The organism is Kitasatospora sp. Ki12 (assembly GCF_054601375.1).
In genome coordinates this window covers 289,987-308,906 of the sequence record NZ_BAAIHT010000004.1, presented here as the reverse complement: position 1 = coordinate 308,906, position 18,920 = coordinate 289,987, and the positions used below count along the sequence as shown (strand labels likewise).

Annotated in this window: 18 protein-coding genes and 2 pseudogenes; 6 read left to right on the top strand and 14 right to left on the bottom strand. The window is 71.9% G+C overall.

The window, feature by feature from the left end:
• Positions 1-100: 100 nt before the first annotated feature.
• The gene (locus ACYP53_RS41035; protein ID WP_459651190.1) at positions 101-364 is read right to left on the bottom strand and encodes a hypothetical protein; all 264 of its coding nucleotides are present in this window, start codon (positions 362-364) and stop codon (positions 101-103) included.
• A 427-nt stretch (positions 365-791) separates the two neighbouring features.
• On the opposite strand from ACYP53_RS41035, the gene ACYP53_RS41030 reads away from it, so the two are divergent.
• Positions 792-2,489 (top strand): rhamnogalacturonan lyase B N-terminal domain-containing protein, encoded by a 1,698-nt coding sequence (locus tag ACYP53_RS41030; RefSeq protein WP_459651189.1) that lies wholly within the window; start codon positions 792-794, stop codon positions 2,487-2,489.
• A gap of 185 nt (positions 2,490-2,674) precedes the next feature.
• Here the strand turns inward: ACYP53_RS41030 and ACYP53_RS41025 are convergent.
• Together ACYP53_RS41025 and ACYP53_RS41020 are read right to left on the bottom strand one after the other, a co-directional pair.
• Positions 2,675-2,767 (bottom strand): annotated as a pseudogene (locus ACYP53_RS41025) (APH(3'') family aminoglycoside O-phosphotransferase); the annotation flags it as partial.
• 257 nt (positions 2,768-3,024) lie between these two features.
• Positions 3,025-5,514 (bottom strand): OmpL47-type beta-barrel domain-containing protein, encoded by a 2,490-nt coding sequence (locus ACYP53_RS41020; RefSeq protein ID WP_459651188.1) that lies wholly within the window; start codon positions 5,512-5,514, stop codon positions 3,025-3,027.
• Between the two features lie 585 nt (positions 5,515-6,099).
• Here ACYP53_RS41020 and ACYP53_RS41015 point away from each other — a divergent pair.
• Positions 6,100-6,459, top strand: coding sequence for a hypothetical protein (locus ACYP53_RS41015; RefSeq protein ID WP_459651187.1), 360 nt, complete (start codon positions 6,100-6,102; stop codon positions 6,457-6,459).
• Between the two features lie 98 nt (positions 6,460-6,557).
• Complete coding sequence (locus ACYP53_RS41010; protein ID WP_459651186.1) at positions 6,558-7,466, top strand: hypothetical protein; 909 nt, start codon at positions 6,558-6,560, stop codon at positions 7,464-7,466.
• A 220-nt stretch (positions 7,467-7,686) separates the two neighbouring features.
• Here the strand turns inward: ACYP53_RS41010 and ACYP53_RS41005 are convergent, their stop codons facing one another.
• The 3 genes from ACYP53_RS41005 to ACYP53_RS40995 form a co-directional block, all read right to left on the bottom strand.
• Entirely contained in the window at positions 7,687-8,595 is a 909-nt protein-coding gene (locus ACYP53_RS41005) for a hypothetical protein (RefSeq protein WP_459651185.1), read from the bottom strand.
• A gap of 7 nt (positions 8,596-8,602) precedes the next feature.
• Positions 8,603-8,986 (bottom strand): peptidase inhibitor family I36 protein, encoded by a 384-nt coding sequence (locus ACYP53_RS41000; protein WP_229929053.1) that lies wholly within the window; start codon positions 8,984-8,986, stop codon positions 8,603-8,605.
• Positions 8,987-9,246: 260 nt separating this feature from the next.
• On the bottom strand, positions 9,247-9,957 hold the full coding sequence (locus ACYP53_RS40995; protein WP_459651184.1) for a helix-turn-helix transcriptional regulator: 711 nt from the start codon (positions 9,955-9,957) through the stop codon (positions 9,247-9,249).
• Positions 9,958-11,439: 1,482 nt separating this feature from the next.
• On the opposite strand from ACYP53_RS40995, the gene ACYP53_RS40990 reads away from it, so the two are divergent.
• Complete coding sequence (locus tag ACYP53_RS40990; RefSeq protein WP_189922847.1) at positions 11,440-11,856, top strand: peptidase inhibitor family I36 protein; 417 nt, start codon at positions 11,440-11,442, stop codon at positions 11,854-11,856.
• 252 nt (positions 11,857-12,108) lie between these two features.
• Here the strand turns inward: ACYP53_RS40990 and ACYP53_RS40985 are convergent.
• From ACYP53_RS40985 to ACYP53_RS40955, 7 genes and pseudogenes are all read right to left on the bottom strand, one after another.
• Positions 12,109-12,822, bottom strand: a pseudogene (locus tag ACYP53_RS40985) (reverse transcriptase domain-containing protein); the annotation flags it as partial.
• 301 nt (positions 12,823-13,123) lie between these two features.
• On the bottom strand, positions 13,124-13,957 hold the full coding sequence (locus ACYP53_RS40980) for a YhjD/YihY/BrkB family envelope integrity protein (protein WP_459651183.1): 834 nt from the start codon (positions 13,955-13,957) through the stop codon (positions 13,124-13,126).
• A gap of 285 nt (positions 13,958-14,242) precedes the next feature.
• Positions 14,243-14,599 carry a MerR family transcriptional regulator gene (locus ACYP53_RS40975; protein ID WP_189922845.1) on the bottom strand — a complete coding sequence of 119 codons (357 nt, stop codon included), beginning with the start codon at positions 14,597-14,599 and terminating at the stop codon, positions 14,243-14,245.
• A gap of 716 nt (positions 14,600-15,315) precedes the next feature.
• Complete coding sequence (locus tag ACYP53_RS40970) at positions 15,316-15,714, bottom strand: DUF2267 domain-containing protein (RefSeq protein WP_459651182.1); 399 nt, start codon at positions 15,712-15,714, stop codon at positions 15,316-15,318.
• A 59-nt stretch (positions 15,715-15,773) separates the two neighbouring features.
• Positions 15,774-16,178 carry a DUF2267 domain-containing protein gene (locus ACYP53_RS40965; RefSeq protein ID WP_459651181.1) on the bottom strand — a complete coding sequence of 135 codons (405 nt, stop codon included), beginning with the start codon at positions 16,176-16,178 and terminating at the stop codon, positions 15,774-15,776.
• A 46-nt stretch (positions 16,179-16,224) separates the two neighbouring features.
• Positions 16,225-16,518, bottom strand: coding sequence for an STAS domain-containing protein (locus tag ACYP53_RS40960; protein ID WP_459651180.1), 294 nt, complete (start codon positions 16,516-16,518; stop codon positions 16,225-16,227).
• Between the two features lie 123 nt (positions 16,519-16,641).
• Entirely contained in the window at positions 16,642-17,076 is a 435-nt protein-coding gene (locus tag ACYP53_RS40955) for an Hsp20/alpha crystallin family protein (protein ID WP_354644735.1), read from the bottom strand.
• A gap of 109 nt (positions 17,077-17,185) precedes the next feature.
• On the opposite strand from ACYP53_RS40955, the gene ACYP53_RS40950 reads away from it, so the two are divergent.
• Both ACYP53_RS40950 and ACYP53_RS40945 read left to right on the top strand, forming a co-directional pair.
• The gene (locus ACYP53_RS40950; protein WP_189922828.1) at positions 17,186-17,875 is read left to right on the top strand and encodes a type III effector protein; all 690 of its coding nucleotides are present in this window, start codon (positions 17,186-17,188) and stop codon (positions 17,873-17,875) included.
• Positions 17,850-18,098: a hypothetical protein gene (locus tag ACYP53_RS40945; RefSeq protein WP_189922826.1), complete on the top strand. Its 249-nt coding sequence runs from the start codon at positions 17,850-17,852 to the stop codon at positions 18,096-18,098. The genes ACYP53_RS40950 and ACYP53_RS40945 overlap by 26 nt, the downstream gene beginning before the upstream one ends.
• A 94-nt stretch (positions 18,099-18,192) precedes the next feature.
• On the opposite strand, the gene ACYP53_RS40940 is transcribed toward ACYP53_RS40945, so the two are convergent.
• Positions 18,193-18,855, bottom strand: coding sequence for a hypothetical protein (locus ACYP53_RS40940; protein WP_459651179.1), 663 nt, complete (start codon positions 18,853-18,855; stop codon positions 18,193-18,195).
• Positions 18,856-18,920 lie beyond the last annotated feature (65 nt).

Genomic DNA, 18,920 nt, shown 5'->3' with positions numbered 1-18,920 from the left:
CGGAAGGCGGTGTGGTCGTCGCGCCGCTGCTTCGCCGGCCGGGTCACCGACGCCGGCGGTGCCCGTCGGGGCGGCCGGTGCCGGCCGCCCCGACGAGTGGTCAGGTGTCGGGGTTCGCGTTGGTCCGCTGCGGCCTCAGGTGGTGGGACTGGCCCGCCCCGGACGTCTCCGACTTCCAGATGGGGGCACCCGCACCCAGGTAGTGCCCCTGCGCGTCGGTACCGACCACGCTGGCCGGGTGCCGCCGGCCGTCAGGGGCGTCGGTGCCGTCGCTGACGGCCGTGGCACCGACACCGACGAGCGCCGCCGTGGTCAGGCCGGCAGCGGCGACGGCGTGGGCCAACCCACCAGTCCAGTCGGGCATATTGATCATCCCCCGTAGTTCGCGGCCCGTCCCGTGACAGGCTCCACTGAGGCAAAGTCAAGCACCGACATCGGGCTCGGACAAGGCGCAGACGGATGCGCGCGACCGCGGGGCGGGTCGACCTGCGGCTGAACCACGGCGCGGGCAACGACTGAACCGGCCAAGGGAGTTGGTGCCTGAGCCTGGATGGCTCAGCCGCTGGTGAGTCAACGGAGGCGGTGCGCCGGACGGGGCTGCCCGGGGCTGAGCGCTTCGACGGGCGGATCGTCAGCGGCAGCGGCGTCACCGTCAACGCCCTGCCCTGCCCTGCCCTGCCCTGCCCTGCCCTGCCCTGCCCTGCCCTCTGGCAGCGGTGCGGTGCCCACCTGTAGCTTCCCCATCTACCCGAACCTGTGACAGCCGTCGACCGAAGAGGAACGATCGCAGCATGAGCAAGCATCCTCAGAGCCGCCGCCGGTTCCTGGCCCGGGCCGGAGCGGCGGGCATCGCCCTGGGCGGGGCGGCGGCCGGCGCCGGTGGCGGCCTGTCCGGCGCACAGGCCGCCACCCCGGCGGGCGGCACGGCGAGCGGCATGTTCGGCTACACCGACGACGGCCGCGAGTACACCGTGCGCACCGGCGCCGACCTGGTCTTCCGGGTCAGCAGGAGCACCGGCGACCTGACCTCCCTGGTCTACCGGGGCACCGAGTACCAGGGCTACAACGGGCAGAACTCCCAGGTCGAATCCGGCCTCGGCCCGTCCACGGTGGGCATCGCCCAGCACGGCGGGACCATCCTGGTCAGCGTCGTCCACGGCACCCTGCGCCACTACTACGCCGCACGCCAGGGCGAGAACAACGTCTACCTGTGGACCGACAAGGCGGACGACTCGATCACCGTCACCCGCTACATCGTGCGCGTCCCCCCAGGCCTCTTCCCCAATGACAACCCCGACTCCTGGGACTCCACCCAGGACGTCCTCATCGAGGCCCAGGACGTGCGCCGCCGGCCCGACGGCACCACCCGGTCCAAGCACTACTCCAACCAACGGGTCATCGACTACCGGTACGTGGGCTGGAGCAAGCCCGGCGTGGGCCTGTGGATGGTGCGCAGCAACCACGAGAAGGCGTCCGGCGGACCGTTCTACCGCTCCCTGATGCGGCACTCCTACGAGAACGGCGCGGGCCTGTACGAGATCCTCTACTACGGCGAGAACCAGACCGAGCCGAAGCGCTTCGGCCTCCAGGGGCCGTACGTGCTCGCCTTCACCGACGGCGGCGCGCCCTCGTCGGAGCTGTGGCACGAGCGCGTCGACACCTCCTGGGTGGACGGGCTCGGCCTGGAAGGCTGGGTCGGCGACAGCGGCCGCGGAGCCGTGGCCGGGGTGGGCATTTCGGGCCGCGACCCGTCCCTCGCCTACACCGTCGGGTTCGCCAACGCCGACGCGCAGTACTGGGCGAGCGCCGCCCCGGGCACCGGCGCGTACGCCGCCCGCCGGATGCTGCCCGGCGACTACACCTGGACGGTCTACCAGGGCGAACTCGCCGTCCGCACCGGCACCGTGACCGTCCGGCCCGGAAGCACCACCGCCCTGCACACCATCACCCTCACCCCCGCCGACGACCCGGGCCGGGCTCCGGCGATCTGGCGCATCGGCCGCTGGGACGGCACCCCGGCCGGCTTCCGCAATGCCGGCCTGGTCACCCACGCACACCCCTCGGACGTGCGCGCCGAGCCGTGGACCGGCGACTTCACCGTGGGCCGGTCCACGGACGCCGACTTCCCCGCCTACCAGTGGCGGGACGTCAACGACGGCCGGAAGGTCACCTTCGACCTGACGGCAGAGCAGGCCGACGCCCCGCGCACCCTCAACATCGGCATCACCACCGCCTTCCTCAACGCCCGCCCCCGGATCCGGCTCAACGACTGGACCTCACCCGTCCTCCCGCCCAGCCCCGAACCGAGCACCCGCTCGCTCACGGTCGGCTCCTACCGCGGCAACAACCACACCTACGCCTTCACCGTCCCCGCCTCCGCCCTGCGGCCCGGCACCAACACGCTCACCGTCACCGTCGTCTCCGGCAGCAGCGGCTCGCGATTCCTCAGCCCCGGCTTCGCCTACGACTGCGTCGAACTGCTCACCTGAGCCCGACATCCGGTGGAGCCGCCCCTAGCCACGGGCGGCTCCACCGGACGCCTCCGCGCACCCCCGGGGAGGCGGGCACTGCCCGGTGCCGCCGACGACGACGGGTTCGCCGGCAGCGTGTGTGTCTCGGCGGGCTTCGCCGGGTAACGGGCCGGTCCGCGATCGAGGGGTTCCGGGCTGGGGAGTCAGCCCCAGATGAGCGGGTCGAGGTGAAGGTAGAAGCGCAGACGTTCGTCGTCCAGGGTGATGCCGTACCTCTCGGCGAACGCCACGTCCGTTCGAAGGCGTCCGCGCCGGTGCCGACGACGGGCGGGCGCGCCGCGGCCGCCCGGACCGTCCGCAGCACCCCGGCGACCACCTGCTTCCCGTATGCCGCGACGGCCCGGCTGCTGCGCGAGTCGGACGCGCCGCTGACGACGGTGGCGGCCCGGACCGGATACGGCTCGGAGTAGCCGTCGCGAAGACGTTCAAGCGGGAGTTCGGGCAAGCCCCCGGCGGCTACCGCCGGGGGCCCGCGCCGCGTGATCCCCGGATCCTACGTCCGGACGACGATCACGTTGATGCCTCGCCCCGGCGGTGTCTCGACGTTGCCGGCCACGTCCGTGGCGGCGGACGTCACCCGGTAGATACCGAGGCCGGACGGCGGCCGTACCCGCCAGGTGCAGTGCCGGTGCGTGCCGTCCGTGCAGCTGAGCTCGGCGCGCTGCACCAGCGTCGGGCCGGGCACCTTCGAGGTGAAGACGACGTCCACGTGGTCGACGCCGGAGGCGTTGTCACCGGCGGTGCCGGTGACGTACTGGTCGTCGTGCGGCCCGCCCGCCGGGACGGCCACGAAGATCGTCTCGGACGCGGTGGTGAAGGCCGACTTCGGCGGGGTCCGGTCGAGCCGGACGGTGTATGTCTTCTCGGTCTCCTGGTTCCCCGCCCGGTCGGTGGCGTGGAAGGTGATGACGGTCTCGCCCTCCTGGGTGATCGTCAGAGCGGCCGTGTCGCCGGGCACGGTGGTCTCCGGGGTGGTCTGGGCGCCGCTCGTCCGGTAACTGACGCTGGCGACGCCCGAGCCGCCCGGTTCGTCCAGCGCGGTCAGGGTGACGTGCCCGTCGGCGGTGATCCAGCCGGCCGGGTTGGGGGTCGAGCCGAGGGCGGCCGTGGTGACCGGCGGTGTCCGGTCGATCCGCACCATGAGATCCCTGGCGTCCTCGGTGTTCTGCGCGCGGTCGACGGAGCGGTAGGACAGCGTGTGGACGCCTGCGGTGGTGATCGGCACCGGGCCGGTGTAACTGGTCCAGCCTCCGCTGTCCAGGTTGTACTCGGTCCGTGCGACCCCGCTGAGGTCGTCGGTGGCGCTCAGGCTGACGGCGACGTCCCCGTTGTTCCAGCCGGCGCCGTTCGGAGGCGGGTCGGCGGTGGCGGTGGTGACGGGCGCGACGGTGTCCACCGGCTGGATCTGCTGGAAGACCCGCGCGTCGGGTTCGTGGATCTCCTCCGGCTCGGGAAGCCCGGGCGTGTTGGACGCCCCGATCGATCCGCCGGTCAGCTTCAGGTGCGCCCAGTCGTCGTAGCCGTTGAGCACGGAGCTCTTCACGCCGTCCTTGTTCACGTCGACCGGGACCCGCCCCGGGTCCTGGCTGCCGTTGCAGTTCCAGTCGATGTAGCCGGCCTTGCCGACGGCCGCGGCGATGAACGAGCCGCCGCAGTTGCGTTTGATGTCGTAACGCCGGCTGCCGGTGGGCGGCACGAAGCTCTCGTCCAGCATGTTCTCGTCGAGGGTGGTGGCCACCCGCGAGTAGTCGAGGTACCGGTTGTTGCCGAGCGGCAGGCCGTCGCCGGAGTAGAGGTAGTTCATCACGCTGAAGTACTGCGGTTTGAAGTTGATCTCCTCGTTCCCGCCGTGCTGCAGGCTCAGGTTGTGGCCGAGCTCGTGCATCAGGTCGGTGGCCTGGGTGTTCGTGTCACCGACCTGGTTGGTCTGCGACCCGAGGGCCAGCACGAAGTCCGTGGTGCCGGTGGGGGCCTTGCCGATGGCCGTGCTGCCGAGGGCGAGCTGGTGGGCGGCCAGGGCGTAGTGGAACACCGACGCGCGTCCGGAGCTGACGAAGCCGCCGGGGGCGCGTTTGATGTCGTAGAAGTCGTTCCACTGGTACTTGCTGCCGTTCTCACAGCTGCCGTCTCCGTCGCAGCTGCCCAGGTTGGTGGCGTGCGTGACCGGCCGGGCCCGGCTCAGCGGTCCCCAGGTCTGCCCGGTGGCTTGGTTCATGACGCTGCTGGGGCCGGCGTCGATGTGCAGGTTGATCCCCGGGCCGGCAGCTCCCCTGCGCTGGTACGGCGCGTTGGCGAAGGCGTCGACGAGGAGCTTGGCCGCCTGCGGGTCGAGCTGGTGGCTGTGGGCGGTGTTGATCATCCAGTCGACGTGGACGAAGATGTCCGGCCGGTTCACGTCGGCGCCCATCGCGGGCAGGTCGATGAACTGCGGCCCGCTGCCGTCGCCGGGGTCGAGGGTCACCCCGTGGAGCTTCCAGTCGTCGGGGATCCCGTCGCACATCCGCGAGTTGCAGTCGAAGGTGTAGGTGGCGGTGGCGTCGCCGCCGCCACCGCCGTCGCGGGGCATCGTGTACCCGGCGGGGACCGTCTCGCTGTAGCTGTTGGATCCGATGAACGGGTTGTCCCAGTGGATGCGCAGGTCGGGGCCCTTGCCGTTGTCGATCCGGAAGAAGGCGGTTCCCTCGGTGCCGGTGGCGACGCCACAGGACTCCGACTTCCAGCTGCCGCTCGCGCCGGGCTCGATCCGGGCGGGCGGCTCGTGGGTCCAGCAGCCGTGGTCGAGGTTGTCCCCGGTCAGCACCAGCGGCAGGTCGCTGTTGTTGTTCAGGACGACCGTGGTGGTGCGGGTCGCACGGACGGCCGCCTCCGCCGGCGGCGGTGCCGTGCCGAACCCGGTACCGGCTCCCAGCAGCGCCAGGCCGAGCACCGCCACGGCCCGTCCGGCCCGGCCGCGCCACCGTCCGCCGCTTCGTTCGTGTCTCATCCGCCCTCACTCTCCGCATCGCACCCGCCCAACGCTCACACCGTGGGGCGGCCCCCGGCCCCGGGCATCCAGGCGGAGCCCGAACGGGGACGGAAGACGATCGAACGGCCGGACCGGGCTGGCCTCCCCGAGTGAACGGGCCCCGAACGCCCGAAGACCAAGGCCGTGAGGCTACGGCGTTGGGCCGCCCACGATCTGTGGCTCTCCACCCTGGACTTCCTCGACCACAACGCTCCCAACGCCCGGTCGTTCATGATCACGCAGGGCATCGGCTTCGTCATGCCACCACCGGCCCGCGCACTTCCCAGCCCCGAGACGGCCGGCACCAGGGGCGAGAGCTCCTCGAAGACGATGACGGGCCGGGCCGTACGCGGTGAAGCGCAATTCGATCGTCCCCCTTCCCCTGGTGGGCCGGGAGCCGACGGCGGTGAACATGTCGTGTTCCGTACAACTTCGGGGTGGTTTCGCGGCTGTCCGGCTCCGGCCGGGCGGCTCGCGCCGCCGTTGCGTCCGACGGCCATTCTCTCCATGGGCCGCGATCACACCGGCGCCTCGACATCCCGATACTCGACCGAAGGATTCCCCATGCAGATCGGCAGGAAGCTCCTCACCCTCACCGCCACCGCCGGCCTCGCCCTGGCCGGGGTGGCCGTGGCGGCACCGGCGAACGCCATCGGCGGAGTGGGCTGCCCGACGAACGGGCTCACGGTCACCACCAGCGGCAACGGCAACTTCTGCGCCGCGGGCTCCATCGGCTACAAGAACACCAGCAGCCTGTTCGGGATCGGCCAGATCGACCACGTCATCTACGAGTCGACCAACTGGAACTGGGCCGCCTTCTACAACTCCAGCGGCGTCATCAAGCTGAAGCCCGGTCAGTCCACCGGCTACCTCGGCGGCGTGATCACCTACGCGCTGGAGATCGACAACCCGAACTGGACGTGATCCCCGGCCCCACCGGTCCGTGAATCCGGCACCCGCCACCGACCCGCGGTCGCCCGTGGCGGGTGCCGCTCCGCCGCGCCCGCTCCCGGAGGACGGAAATGAAGCGCTCCACGACCTCGGCCCTGACGCTCGTCCTGCTGACGGCCCTCGCGGGCTGCGGCACGGGCGGCACCCGCACCGCTCCCCCGCAGCTGGGCGAGATCCCCACCATCACCGGCGTCGGCCAGGTGGTGCGCCCGATCGACGTCTACCTCCCCACCACGGCGCAGACCCGGACCGTGGAACGGGCCGCCTACCTGACGAGCGCCCTCTGCCTGCGACGGCTGGGCATCACGGAGCCTCCCGGCCCGGACCCGGCCCGCGCCGAACCCGCCGACCGGGACGTCCGGTCCCAGCTCTACGGGTACTTCGCCCCCGACCGCGTCGCGACCACCGGATACGACGCCGTCGTGGCCACCGGCACCGGGCAGCCGACCTCCGCCGCCACCATGCAGGTACTCACCGGGCGGGACGCGGCCGGCACCCCCGTCACGGACTTCCAGGGCCGGGCCGTCCCCAAGGGCGGCTGCCTCCAGGAGGGCCTGGACGCCGTCGGCGGAGCGGTGCTCCTGAGCTCCGACCCCTCCGCCCTGCCCGGCGGCGGGCCGAAGGAGCCCCTGACGGACCCTCGCGTCGTGGCCGCCGACCGGCAGTGGAGCAGCTGCATGAAGGACCACGGCTTCACCTACGCCACCCCGGCGGACGCCTACATGGACCCGCGCTGGCGCGACCGCACGCACGGCGCCGCGGCGTCCGCCGCCCACACCCCGGCCGAGCTCGCCACCGCGGCCGCCGACGACGCCTGCAAGCGGTCCACCAACTTCATGGGGATCGCGGTCGCCGTCCAGGCCGCCTACGACCGGCAGTACATCGCGGCGCACCCGCAGGAGCTGGCGACGTTCGCGCAGGGCGTCAGCCGGCACGTCGCCGACGCGCAGAAGGCCGTCGCGGAGGGCGCGGCCGGGTAGCGCAGGCCCGGATGGCCCGGGTGGCCTGGGACGGGGGCGGTTTCCGGGCCCGGGTGGCCCGGGACGGGGGCGGTTTCCGGGCCCGGGTTCGGGCGCTGGGCTGGGCTGGGCCGGGCGGATTCGCCTCTCGGGTGCGGGGTGGCCGGTAGGGGCGGCGGGTGGTCCGCTGCTGGGGGTTCCGCTGGTCGGTTGCCGGTGGGGACGGGCGGGGGTGCTGCCGTCAGCGGGTACCGGTCGGGGACGGGTGGCTCGCGCGGGCGAGGGCTTGCCGGCGCAGGCCGCGGAGTTGGTCGAGGAGGGGCTGGTCGGTGCCGAGCACGGTCTTCTCGACGTCGGACTGGATCTGTTCCACGGTGGCGGCGAGGCCGGCCTGGTCCTGGCAGCGGGCCGAGGTCTTCGCGAGGGAGAGCTCGCCGCCGATGAGGTCGTGGGTCTTCGCCGGGTCGCCGCCGTCCTGTTTCACCCGTTGGTCGATCACGGCCACCGGGTCCGCCAGGCGGGCGGCGCTCTGGTGGGCTGAGGACATGCAGTCACGCCAGTGGCCTTCGGCGGTGGTGTACCGGCCGTCGGCCTGGACCCCGCTGACGACCTTGTTGCTGAGCACCTGGAAGGTGTTGAACAGCCGGAAGTAGTCGGGGCCGTAGAGGGTGTCGCGGGCCTGGGTGAGGCAGGAGTCGCTGTTGTAGTAGAACTGCTGGTGGTCGGGCAGGTCGACGGTGACCTGGTGCGCGTCCGTCCCCAGCAGGGCGGCCTTCCATGCCTGGTCGGCGTCGTGGTCCTGGTTGGGGTCGGCGGCCTGCTTCAGGTTCAGCGCCGTGCTGATCACGCCGAAGCCGTCGTCGGCGGCCTGGTCGCCGCTGAGCAGCCCGTACGGGTTGGCGTCGACGCGGTGGTCGCCGGTGACGAGGCCCTGGGGGCGGTAGGCGAAGCCGCGCTCTCGCATGCATCCGGTGACGAGGACTTCTTCGGCGTCGTGCAGGGCGGCGCGCTGCCGCTCGTCGTAGTGGGTGACGCCGCCGAAGGGACGCGGCAGGGCCCCGGGCGGGGTGGTGCCGCCGGACGAGGAGCATCCGGCGGCACCGAGGCCCAGGAGGACCGCCGCGAGGGCGAGGGTGGTCCTGGTCTTCATCACTGGATCAGACCGTGCACCAGCGGTTGGAGAGGATCGTGGGCAGGTTGTCCCCGATCAGGGTCCAGCCCTGGCCGCGGTAGAGGATCCAGCCCTGGCCCTGGGCGTTCTTGTCGGCGTAGACGACGACGTTGCAGCTGTTGCCGTTGTTGAACGCCGAACCGCCCTGGCTGTGCGCGAAGTTGGTGTACTGGCTGAGGTCGTTGTTGTCCTGGTAGACGGTCTGGACGCCGCCGCCGTAGTTGGCGTTCCAGTACACGCAGAGGCCGCCCGCGTTGCAGCCGGACGGCGCGGCCTGGGCGGCGGGGGCGGTGCCGACCAGGGTGAACAGGGCGGCGCCGGCGACGGCGGTCGCGGCGGCGGCCTTGGCGATGCGCGACTTGATGGTCACGGAGGTGTCCCTTCCAGGGTGGTGTGAGCGCTGGCTCGGATTCGTGTGCTGGTGCCGACGGCCGGTCGATTGCTTCCGGCCGCCGCGTTCCGGGGAAGAGCCTCTCCGGATCGTGATCACGCCGCTATCCGCTTTCGTGGTGGCGGGTTTTCCCGTCTTGTGGATAGCGGAGCGGGGCGGAGGCTCTTACACACCCGGACGGGCGGCCGCTCGGGTCGCTCGGTCGCTGGGTCGCTCAGGTTGCTCGGTCGCTGGGTCGCTCAGGTTGCTCGACGGCTTCGGCGCAGCGTCTCGGACGGCGGCTGTCCGAAGGACTTGCGGTACGCCGCGCTGAAGCGGCCGAGGTGGGTGAAGCCCCAGCGGCAGGCCACGTCGGTCACCGTGCCCTGCGCCTGGCCGCCGGCGATGGCGAGGAGGTCGCGATGGGCGTGGTCGAGCCGCAGCTGGCGCAGATACGCCCGGGGCGTGGTGTTCAGGTGCGTGCGGAAACCCTCTCTCAGGCTCGGCAGACTGGCGCGCGCGGCGAGGGCGATGTCCGCCACCGAGACGGCCTCGTGCACGTGTTCCTCACAGAACGCCTTGGCCCGGCGTACGGCGGGTGGCAGGGCGGCGGCCGAGTCGCCGGCCGTCAGGGTGCCGCTCTGAGTGTGGTGTCGGGCGTCCGGTGGGCCGTCGATCGGGAGCTGTTCGACGTGCCGTGCTCCCAGCGGAGAGCGGCGAGTCGACGGCGATGCGAGGAACTCGTTGAATCCCCGGACGAGTTCGATCCACGCGCCGGCCAGCGGGTCCTGCTCGTCGAGCACGGGGTCGGAGCTCCCCGAAGCGATGGAGGACTTACCCCTGTGTGCTTCCAGGGCCTGCGCGACGACCCAGCCCGGAATGGTGAGGACGTAGTTCCGTGCCTCGCCGTTCCACGTCATCGAGACCCGGCTGCCCGGGCCGGCGGTACTCCGCGGGGACGGCAGGGCCATGCCGTCCACGGTGACGACGCCCGTACCCGACAGGGGCAGCTGAACGGTGTGGATCCCCGCGCGCGGCCGGACGCTCCTGGCGAGGCGCCTCGTTGCCCGTCGCCCCATGACGAACGTGGGGAACGTGGGGAACGCCCACCGCCGCGGACGCGATGCCGGAGGTCGTGATCGGACTCGCCACGGCGAGCGCGTCGTCGGATGAGCGTGATTCGCCGTCCGCAACGATGCCCGAAGCCCACGAGGGCGAACACCCCCGCTCCGTCCCACCCGGCGGCCCCGCTCCGTCCCACGCCGCCTGGCCGCGGTGTGCGACGCGATCCGGCAAGGGATCGAGACCGCCGCGACCTTGGCGGGACAGCCGCAACCGCGGCTCCGCCGGCGGCCCATGACCCGGCCGCGGCGGACAACGGGCCGGGTCCGGGCCATGGCCCTCAAGGTTCCCGGCTCCGCGGGGACGGCGTGCCCGACTTGAACGGGCCGGTCGACCGTGGTCACTGACAGCTCCGACCAGGCAGCGTTGATCGCGAAACGGCGCGAGGGGAGGGTGATCTGACGGCCAGTCCGATGCTGATCTCGCGCATGGTGTTTCCCTCCCGTTGGCGTGCGCGCCGTACCGGCGGCGCATCGTGTGCTCCGAGACTAGGCAGCAGGTATGCCTCCGAGGGGTATCCAATTGAGCGCCGTTCCCGTGGGCCATTCGGACGGCCGGAGGCCGCTCACCTGGCCCCTTCCCCGTTGCCCGGGGCGGCCGGAAGCCCCTCCCCTCCGCGAAGGCGAGACGAACCCCGCGCCGCCGAGGACCGGGCGCTATCACCGCTTGGTCCCGCCCACCGCCGAACACTGCGGGCGCCGCGGGAGCAGCGGGAGCAGCGGGAGCAGCGGCGGGTGCTGGGGCCGGTGACGCCCGGACCTGCCCGTCGAGGGCGGCCGGAGCGATCTCGCACCGGGCGGTCTTCCCGGGCCGCTCGCCTGCACGTTGCGGCGGGGCCGCGACGAGTCGGTCCCCGTCGCGGCCCCGCCACGGCGCTGCTCCCCGGGGTGAGGGCGACGGCCCCCGTGACCGCCGCCACGATGATCGACAATCTGCGCATGACGCACTCCTCCCGAAACCCGCGCCCACCCGCCGGGGCGTGCACGCACCAAGCTACGAGGAGCGGCCGGTTGGTATCCATGACCGCGTACCGGTAACCCGTTCGGCCGTATTGAGCGGACGATATGCCTGTCAGATCAAACGGCCGTCACATGAGCGCTTCCCGGGCAGCGCCAAGGAGCCGTGGGCGGCTGAGGCGCATTGGGCCGCGCGCGCTGTGCCGGGTGCGCCGTCGTCCGAGGCGCATCCACTTCCGGGACATTGACCATTCCTGGCTTGCGAACGAATACTGTGAGTTGCCGTTCGGGTGACGTCGCCCATGGTTTCGCCGACGAAGTGGAAATGTCCGAAGGCTCGATCCGCTCACGATCCACGAACGTCGAGGAGTTCCCATGAAGTCGCGATTCGTACGTGCCGCCGGGGTGGCGGCCCTGGCGGCCGGACTGCTGACGGTGCCGGCGTACGCCGTCCCGACGGTACAGACGGCGGACCTGGCCGCCGACACCTACCTCACGAACGGGCAGGGCACCGGCAGCTGCCCGTCGGGCCGACTGTGCCTCTACCGGGACGCCAACTACAACGGGGGCGGCAGCGCCCCGATGCTGGTCACCCGCTCGAACGTGTCCTACCTGGGTGCCTATAACTTCAATGATGCAGCCAGCTCGTACTACAACAACACCAACCTGCCGGCGGTGCTCTACGAACACGCGGACTACGCGGGCGGACAGCTGGCGATCCGATCGTGGGGGTACGGCAACCTCGACAGCTCCTGGAACGACAAGGCATCCTCCCTGCAGTTCTTCTCGTAGCCCCCGCACCGGCCCCACGGCCGGCACGGCCACGGGAAGACGCCACTCCGCGCCGGTCCAGGCCTTCAGCAGGTCCTGGAGGAGACCCAGGACCTGATAGAGAGTCAGGCCGGCGTGTGGACTTTCGGGTCGAGCCGCCCGAGGGTGAAGCAGCCTCGGCGGGCTCCACCGGGCGGGACGGCGGGGTGGAGCGCCCGCCGGGGACACCGCCCACCACGGCCGGCGCACGGTCGGTGAGGCGATCTGCTCGCGCAGCGTCTCGACGTCCTCCCTGACACCGTGCACCATGACGACGAAATCGTCGGCATAACGCACCAACCGCCAGTTCGGCAGTCCTTTCTGACGCCGCCGCTCGCGCCGCTTCTCGCTCGACATCGTCCCACCCGGCTGCCACGGCCCCATCACGTGCTCATCGAGCTCGGACAGTGCAATGTTCGCCGATAGCGGTGACAGGATGCCGCCTTGCGGAGTACCGGTGTCGGAGTCCTCGTGTCGGCCGTGTTCGGTCATCACCCCGGCCTTGAGAAACGCCTTGACCAGCGTCAGCACGCGCTTGTCCTTGATCCGCCTCCGCACCCGGTCGATCAAGGCCGAGCGCGATATCGAGTCGAAGCACGCCTCGATATCGGCATCCAGCACCCACTGGTACCGCTCGGTGCCGAACAGATGGATCTCGGAGATAGCGTCATGCGCCCTCCGCAAAGGCCGGAAGCCGTAGGAGACCGGCTTGAAGTCGGCCTCGAAAATCGGCTCCAGCACGAGCTTCAGCGCGGCCTGCACCACCCGGTCCGCAACGGTGGGAATCCCCAGCCTGCGGACCTTTCCGGAACCGCCCTGCTTCGGGATCTCGCGCTCCCGAACAGGCAACGGCCGGAACGAGCCGTCCTTCAACTCGGCTCGCAGGTTGTGCAGGAACCCGAAGACCCCGATCTGTCGCTCGACGTCTGCGACGGTCAGCCCGTCCACGCCAGCCGGCTGGCTGCCGGCGGCCAGGGAACCGGACTCGGGTGGTTCCCGTGTTCACTGCGATTCGCATCAGCGAAGGAGGAGCCCGACTGTGCCCCGGTGGCCTCGCCATGGGTACGCCGCAGACCTTCCCCATGGCCTCCCGGACGGCGATTCGGTGCCGGACGCATTCCCAACCCGGATCGTGGTGGATCGACGGCCGGGCGGGGAGGTGCTGCGGGATGACGGCGGTCAGGCCTTGGACGGCCTCTGACGGACCGGACTCCCGGTGGGGTGGGGTGCTCTCTGGGACGGCCCGGCCTCACCTTCGTCGTTTCAGCGCACCTACCACGCGGGGGTATTCGCCGTGGAGCAGCCGGCCGGCCAGTGCGCCGCCGTACACGACGGCGCCGACGCCGACCAGCCAGGACTGGATGACCAGGACGGTGCCGATCGGTCCGTAGGCGAGGGTGTTGGTGGCGATCAGCGGCGAGAAGACGAGCCGGGAGAAGACCCTCAGGCCGAGAAGGCCGACGGTCGTGGCCACGGCGCCGGGCAGCAGGGCGCTCCAGCGGACCCTTCCGCCGAGCAGCAACCGCTGCGACCACCAGAGAAACAGGATGGCGCTCAGCGCCGCGGCGCCGCCGCCGAGCGGGGTCCGACGCCACAAGGTGGTGATCGCGGACAGCAGGAGAAGGCCGATGAGGGCGGCGAGCCACACGACGTGCCGCCACCTGGCCCACCAGCGGCCCGGTGGCAGGCCCCAGACCTTCTCGTAGGTGGTCTGCACCGCTGCCCCGAACGACAGTCCGAAGACGGCGAGTGCGGCGAGGCTGAACGCCGTGGTGGTCCGCAGTGTCTGGCCGGGCAGGGCGATCAGCTGCTCGATCTTGTTCCTGGAGGGCGCCGCCACGCCGAGTCCTTCGCCCAGCCATTGTGCGAAGCCCTGCCCGTTCGCCGGGTCGGCCGCTGAGATGACGATCAGCAGCGGCACGAGGGTGAGGAAGCCGAGCGCCGCGAAGCCCAGCGACCGCTGCCACAGCTCGAGGGCGCTGCCCCGTCTCCATCCGCGTCCGGCCGACGAACGGCCGACCCTGCGGCGCAGCCGTCCGAACAGGGACGGACGGCCCTCGGGGTCGGGAGGCTTCATCGGCATGGGGTGTTGAGTACCACGGTCGACGCCGTCGCCGTGCCGGCGGCGCGGCGAGCGGCCGGCCGGTTTCCGGCCGCAGCGGTGGCAGGTGGGGTGAGGGCACCTTTCGAGGGGTTGTGGGTCGACGCGCTGTCGGTGTCGCTCGGGGAACGGGGTCGGTTGCTCTGTCGGCACGCCTGCCGTTTCACGGCAGCGAGCAGGATGTACGGGCCGGCCATCGCCGCGACGGAGCCCGCAGAACCTGTCCATAGGCTCCGCCCGCGGCTGTGGGCCGGGTTGCCGGTCCGGTCAGGTGTCCGCGGTGGGCTCCTGGTCGTGCCGGGAGCGGCGGAGTCGTTCGTTGAGGCGCAGGGCTTCTTCGAGTTGGTCTTCGAGGATGACGATGCGGCAGGCGGCCTCGATGGGGGTGCCCTGGTCGACGAGGTCGCGGGCGCGCATGGCGATGCGCAGTTGGTAGCGGGAGTAGCGGCGGTGGCCGCCTTCGGAGCGCAGGGGGGTGATGAGGCGGTGTTCGCCGAGGGCTCGGAGGAAGCCCGGGGTGGTGCCGGTCATCTCGGCGGCGCGGCCCATGGTGTAGGCGGGGTAGTCGTCGTCGTCGAGCTTGTCGGTTGTGTCGGGTGTGTCGGGGCTGGCCGTTGTAGTCACTGCACCTCTCTGGTTCTCGGGGAGAACGCGTCGAGGGGCCCCGGGGCCGTGTCGGCTCCGGGGCCCCGAAGGGGAACAACACCATCTACCGGCCTGGGCCGGTCCTTCTACTTCCGCAATACCCCGGGGTAGGGGGTGTGCGGGGATCGCGTATGCGTGACCGGAAACCACCGTCCTTGCGTTGGGGTCTGCGGTGTCCGCCCGGGTGAGTGTTCACGGGCCGGGCGATCCTGATGGCGCTTGCGCCCTCCGTTCATCCTCTGTACTGAACTGTCGGTTTCGTACTGCTGGTACTGCTGGTAGTGCACCTGCTGAACTGCGTACTACGGGTACCGCTGGTGGCGGCCCCTGATGCCTGCGGGCCGCCCGGCCCGGCAGCCAGCCCCGTCGCCGTCCTGCACCTGCTGGCTTCGGAACTCCGCTGCCGGACCGAACTGCGAACTTCTGTCCAACAACCCCGGCCAGTTCGTGTCTGGCCGGTATCGCCGACTGCTGTCTACGAGAGAAACGTTAGACCCGCCCACGGGCAATGTCTACTCCGGCGCGCATAGATTTTGCGGTGCCGGCGAGTGAGGTAGCCTCCCGCTGCGCGCGGCGGCGGCAACCCCCCCGAGCCGCCGCCGCGCACCCGAGGAAACGAGCGACACCGCACAGGGAGGCGGGTATGGAAGGGCTGGCGCCCGCAGTGCCGGTGACGGCCCGTATCCGGTTCCGGGTCACGCCGCGGTGATGAGGTCGGCTCGGCCGAACAGGAGGGCGTAGCCGCGGGGCAGGTCCGCGAGAAGCCGGTCGGTCAGCCGGTCGCCGGCCAGGTCGGCGAGGGCGGCGAGGACGGAGGAGGTGTCCCAGCGGGCGCCGCTGAGGCTGGTGTTCAGGACGTGGGCGACGGCTTCGACGAAGGCCGGGGCGGCGACCGGCTCGGGCAGCGGAATCTGCGAGGCGAGGACCGCGCGGGCCCGCTCGGGCAGGGCCGCGGCGAGGTCGCAGCGTTCGTCACCGGTGAGCTGGCTGCCGAGGACGGCCAGGACGGCGTGCAGGACGCGTTCGGCCTCCTCGTCGGTGGTGTAGCGGCCGAGGGTGCGGACCTGCTGGAGAAGGAGGCGGTACCGGGTCATGGCGGTGGCCTTCCGGGGCGGGGCCGACCGGGCGGTCGCGGCGGGCGGCGCGGACGGGTTCAGGGGCGGTGGCCGGGCTGGGGCCGGCCGAACAGGAGGTCGTAGCCGGGCGGCAGCTGGAGCAGGACACGCCCGGTGAGGTCGTCGCCGGCGGCGTCGGCCACCGTGGACAGGACGGCGCCGATGTCCCACAGGGCCGTGGCTTCGGTGGCGCCCTCGATCCAGGCCGCGGTCGCGCGCACGAAGCGCTCGGGGCTGAGCGGCTCGGCGGCCTGCAAGGGGTTGAGCAGGACCAGGGCCATGGTCTCCGGCAGGCGGGCGGCCAGTTCGGCGCGCACGCCGCCGACCAGATGGGCGCCGAGCAGGGCCAGGACGACCCGGGCGGCCCGTTCGGCCTCCTGGGGTGTGTCGTATTCGCCGCGTTCCCGGACCTCGTCCAGGAACGCCTCCCATCGAAGCGTCATCGCGGTTCTCCCTCCATCCCGAGGAGCCGGTGCGAACGGTGCCCGGTCAGGGGTCGACGGCCAGGCGCCGGTGCAGACCGGTGAGCTTGAGCAGCCGGACCACACGGCGCCCGGCCCCGCGCAGGACCAGGCGCCCCCCGCTGCGGTCGGCCTGGTTGCGGGCTTGGACGAGGGTGCCCAGGCCCGCGCAGTCCATGAACGTCACCTCCGACAGATCGAGCACCACCTCCCGGTGCGACTCGAGCGCGGCGGCCAGGGCGCGGCGCAGCACGGGGGCGGTGTCGAGGTCGATCTCGCCGTTCGCCCGTACGGTGAAGGGCTGGTCGCTCTGGCCGTTCATGGCGTCTGCGCGTCGCTGGGGGCAGGCCGGTCCGGGCGAGGGCGGCCTGCCCGGGGGTGTTCCGGCCGCCCCTTCGACCGAGGGGGAGAGATCAGGGGCGGCCGGAACGGCGTCGGGGGCCGGTCAGGCCCGGATCTGCTTGCGGTCGCCGCTGTGGCTGATCGCGACCTTGCGGGGCTTGGCCTTCTCGGCGACCGGGATCTTCAGGGTCAGCACGCCGGCGTCGTAGTCGGCGGTGATCCCGGCGGGGTCGAGGGTGTCGGAGAGCATGACCTGGCGGGAGAACACGCCGAGCGGGCGCTCGGACAGCTCCCACTTCACGCCCTCGCCTTCCTGGCGGGGCCGGCGCTCGGCCTTGACGGTCACCATGTTCCGCTCGACGTCGATGTCGATCGCTTCCGGGTCCACTCCGGGCAGGTCGAAGCAGATGACGTACTCGTCGCCGGCCCGGTAGGCGTCCAGCGGCATCGGTGCCGGACGCGACCAGGTTCCCGTGTTGCCCAGGAACTGCTGGGTCAGACGGTCCAGCTCGCGGAACGGGTCAGTGCGCAGCAGCATCGCGAAACACCTCCACTGATCGAACGGGTGCCAGTGCGCTTCGTCTGACACCTTTCTAGCGCGTCATCCGTCCGATGACAAGTAGCCGTGTCGCCTATAGAGTGACCGCATGAGTGAGAAGTCCCGCAGAGCCGCCGCCGACTCTCCCCTGCCGGTCGAGCCCGCCTCGTTCCTGGCGGCCGCGGCGGCGCTGGCCGCCATCGACGACGCCGTCCGCACCGCCCGGAACCCCGCGTCCCGGCCCCCGGCCGCCCCTGATGCCCAGGAAGGCCCCGAGCAGGCCCTGGCCGCCCTGGTGCTGCTGCGCGAGCTGCGCGCCGAGCTCGCCGGCTGGGAAGCCGGCCTGGTGGAGACCGCCCGGGAGGCCGGCGCCACCTGGGCCGACCTCGCCCGCCCCATGGGCGTCGCCAGCCGCCAGGCCGCGGAGAACCGCTACCTCCGCCTCAAGCCCGCCAGCAGCACGACGGGGGCCGGTACCGGTGCCGAACGCGTCAAGGCCGTCCGCGACCGCCGCGCCGCCGACCGCACCGTCACCGCCTGGGCCCGCGACAACGCCGCCGAGCTACGGGTCCTCGCCGCCCGGATCACCGCCGTGCCCGGCCTGCCGGCCGGTGCCCGGACCGCCCAGGCCGCACTCACCACCGCCCTCGGCAGCGCCGACCCCGCCGACCTCATAGCGCCCCTCGCCGCCGTCCGCCCCCACCTCGGCACCGGCCAGGACGATCTCGCCACCCGCCTCGACGCCCTCACCCACCACACCACCCTGCTCCGCGATGACAGCGACCGCCGACGCTCCTGACCCGGCCGCCACCGCCGAAAGGCGCTGGCAGGACCTCCTGAACCGGATCCACGACCTCGAAGGGCGAGTGACCACCACCACGAGCACCGTCAACGCCGCCCTCGACGCCCACCTCGCCCGGCTCGACGCCCTGCACCGCCACCTCGCCCACCCCGCCTGGCCGCTGCCCGCCCCCGGTCCGGGCAGCTCCCCCACCACACCCTCGAACGACGGGCCGGCCTGACGAGGCCGGGAGCCCCCGGTCCAACCCGACGGCCCGTCAGGGCGACGCGGGCTTCGCGCACCGGCGCGGGGCAGTCGGGGTGAGCAGGATCGTCCTACTCAAGGGTGAGCAGGATCGCCACCGTGTTGCCCTCGGCGTCCAGGCAATCGGTCGTGTTGGAGCCGTCCGGGTCGGCCAGGACGCCCAGCACGGTGCCGGTGCCGTCCTCGTCCGGGATCATCAGCCAGTCGTTGGCGAAGTCGCCCTCGACCGGCTCCACCGGCCAGTCGGCCGGGTCGACCGAGGCACGCTGGAGAATCTCGCGGAGGTTCTCCAGCCTCCAGCTGTCGCCCTCGGCGGCGCGGGCGTGCAAGGCGGCCCAGGCGCGCTTGAGCATCCCGGCGCCCGGCTCGATCCAGGTCGTACTGGGATTCGCGTGCACCACGGCCAGGCCGGACGGGGTCGCCACGCGGTCGCCCCAGTCCTGCGTCCGGACCGGGACGGTCTCGCCGGGGTGCACCAGGACGGCAACCGGGGCGCCGGGTGCGTCCTCGCGGGCGATCAGGTAGACCGGCGTACCGCCGGGCCGCATCGGGAAACCCCCGCCCTCCGGCCCCAGCGGGTCGTAGACGGTGCCGTCGCCCGCGGCTCCCCGGATCAGACCGAGCCGCTCGATCCGCCAGCCGTCGAGGGCCCGCACACCCTCTGGCGGATCGGCCAGGACCGTGGTCAGCGCGGGCATGAACCCGTACTCGCACTCGTCATCGTCGTAGGACATTCGATCACTTCCCGAAATCGTGGATGTCCGGGAACGTAGACCACGGCACCGACAAGCCGCGCAGC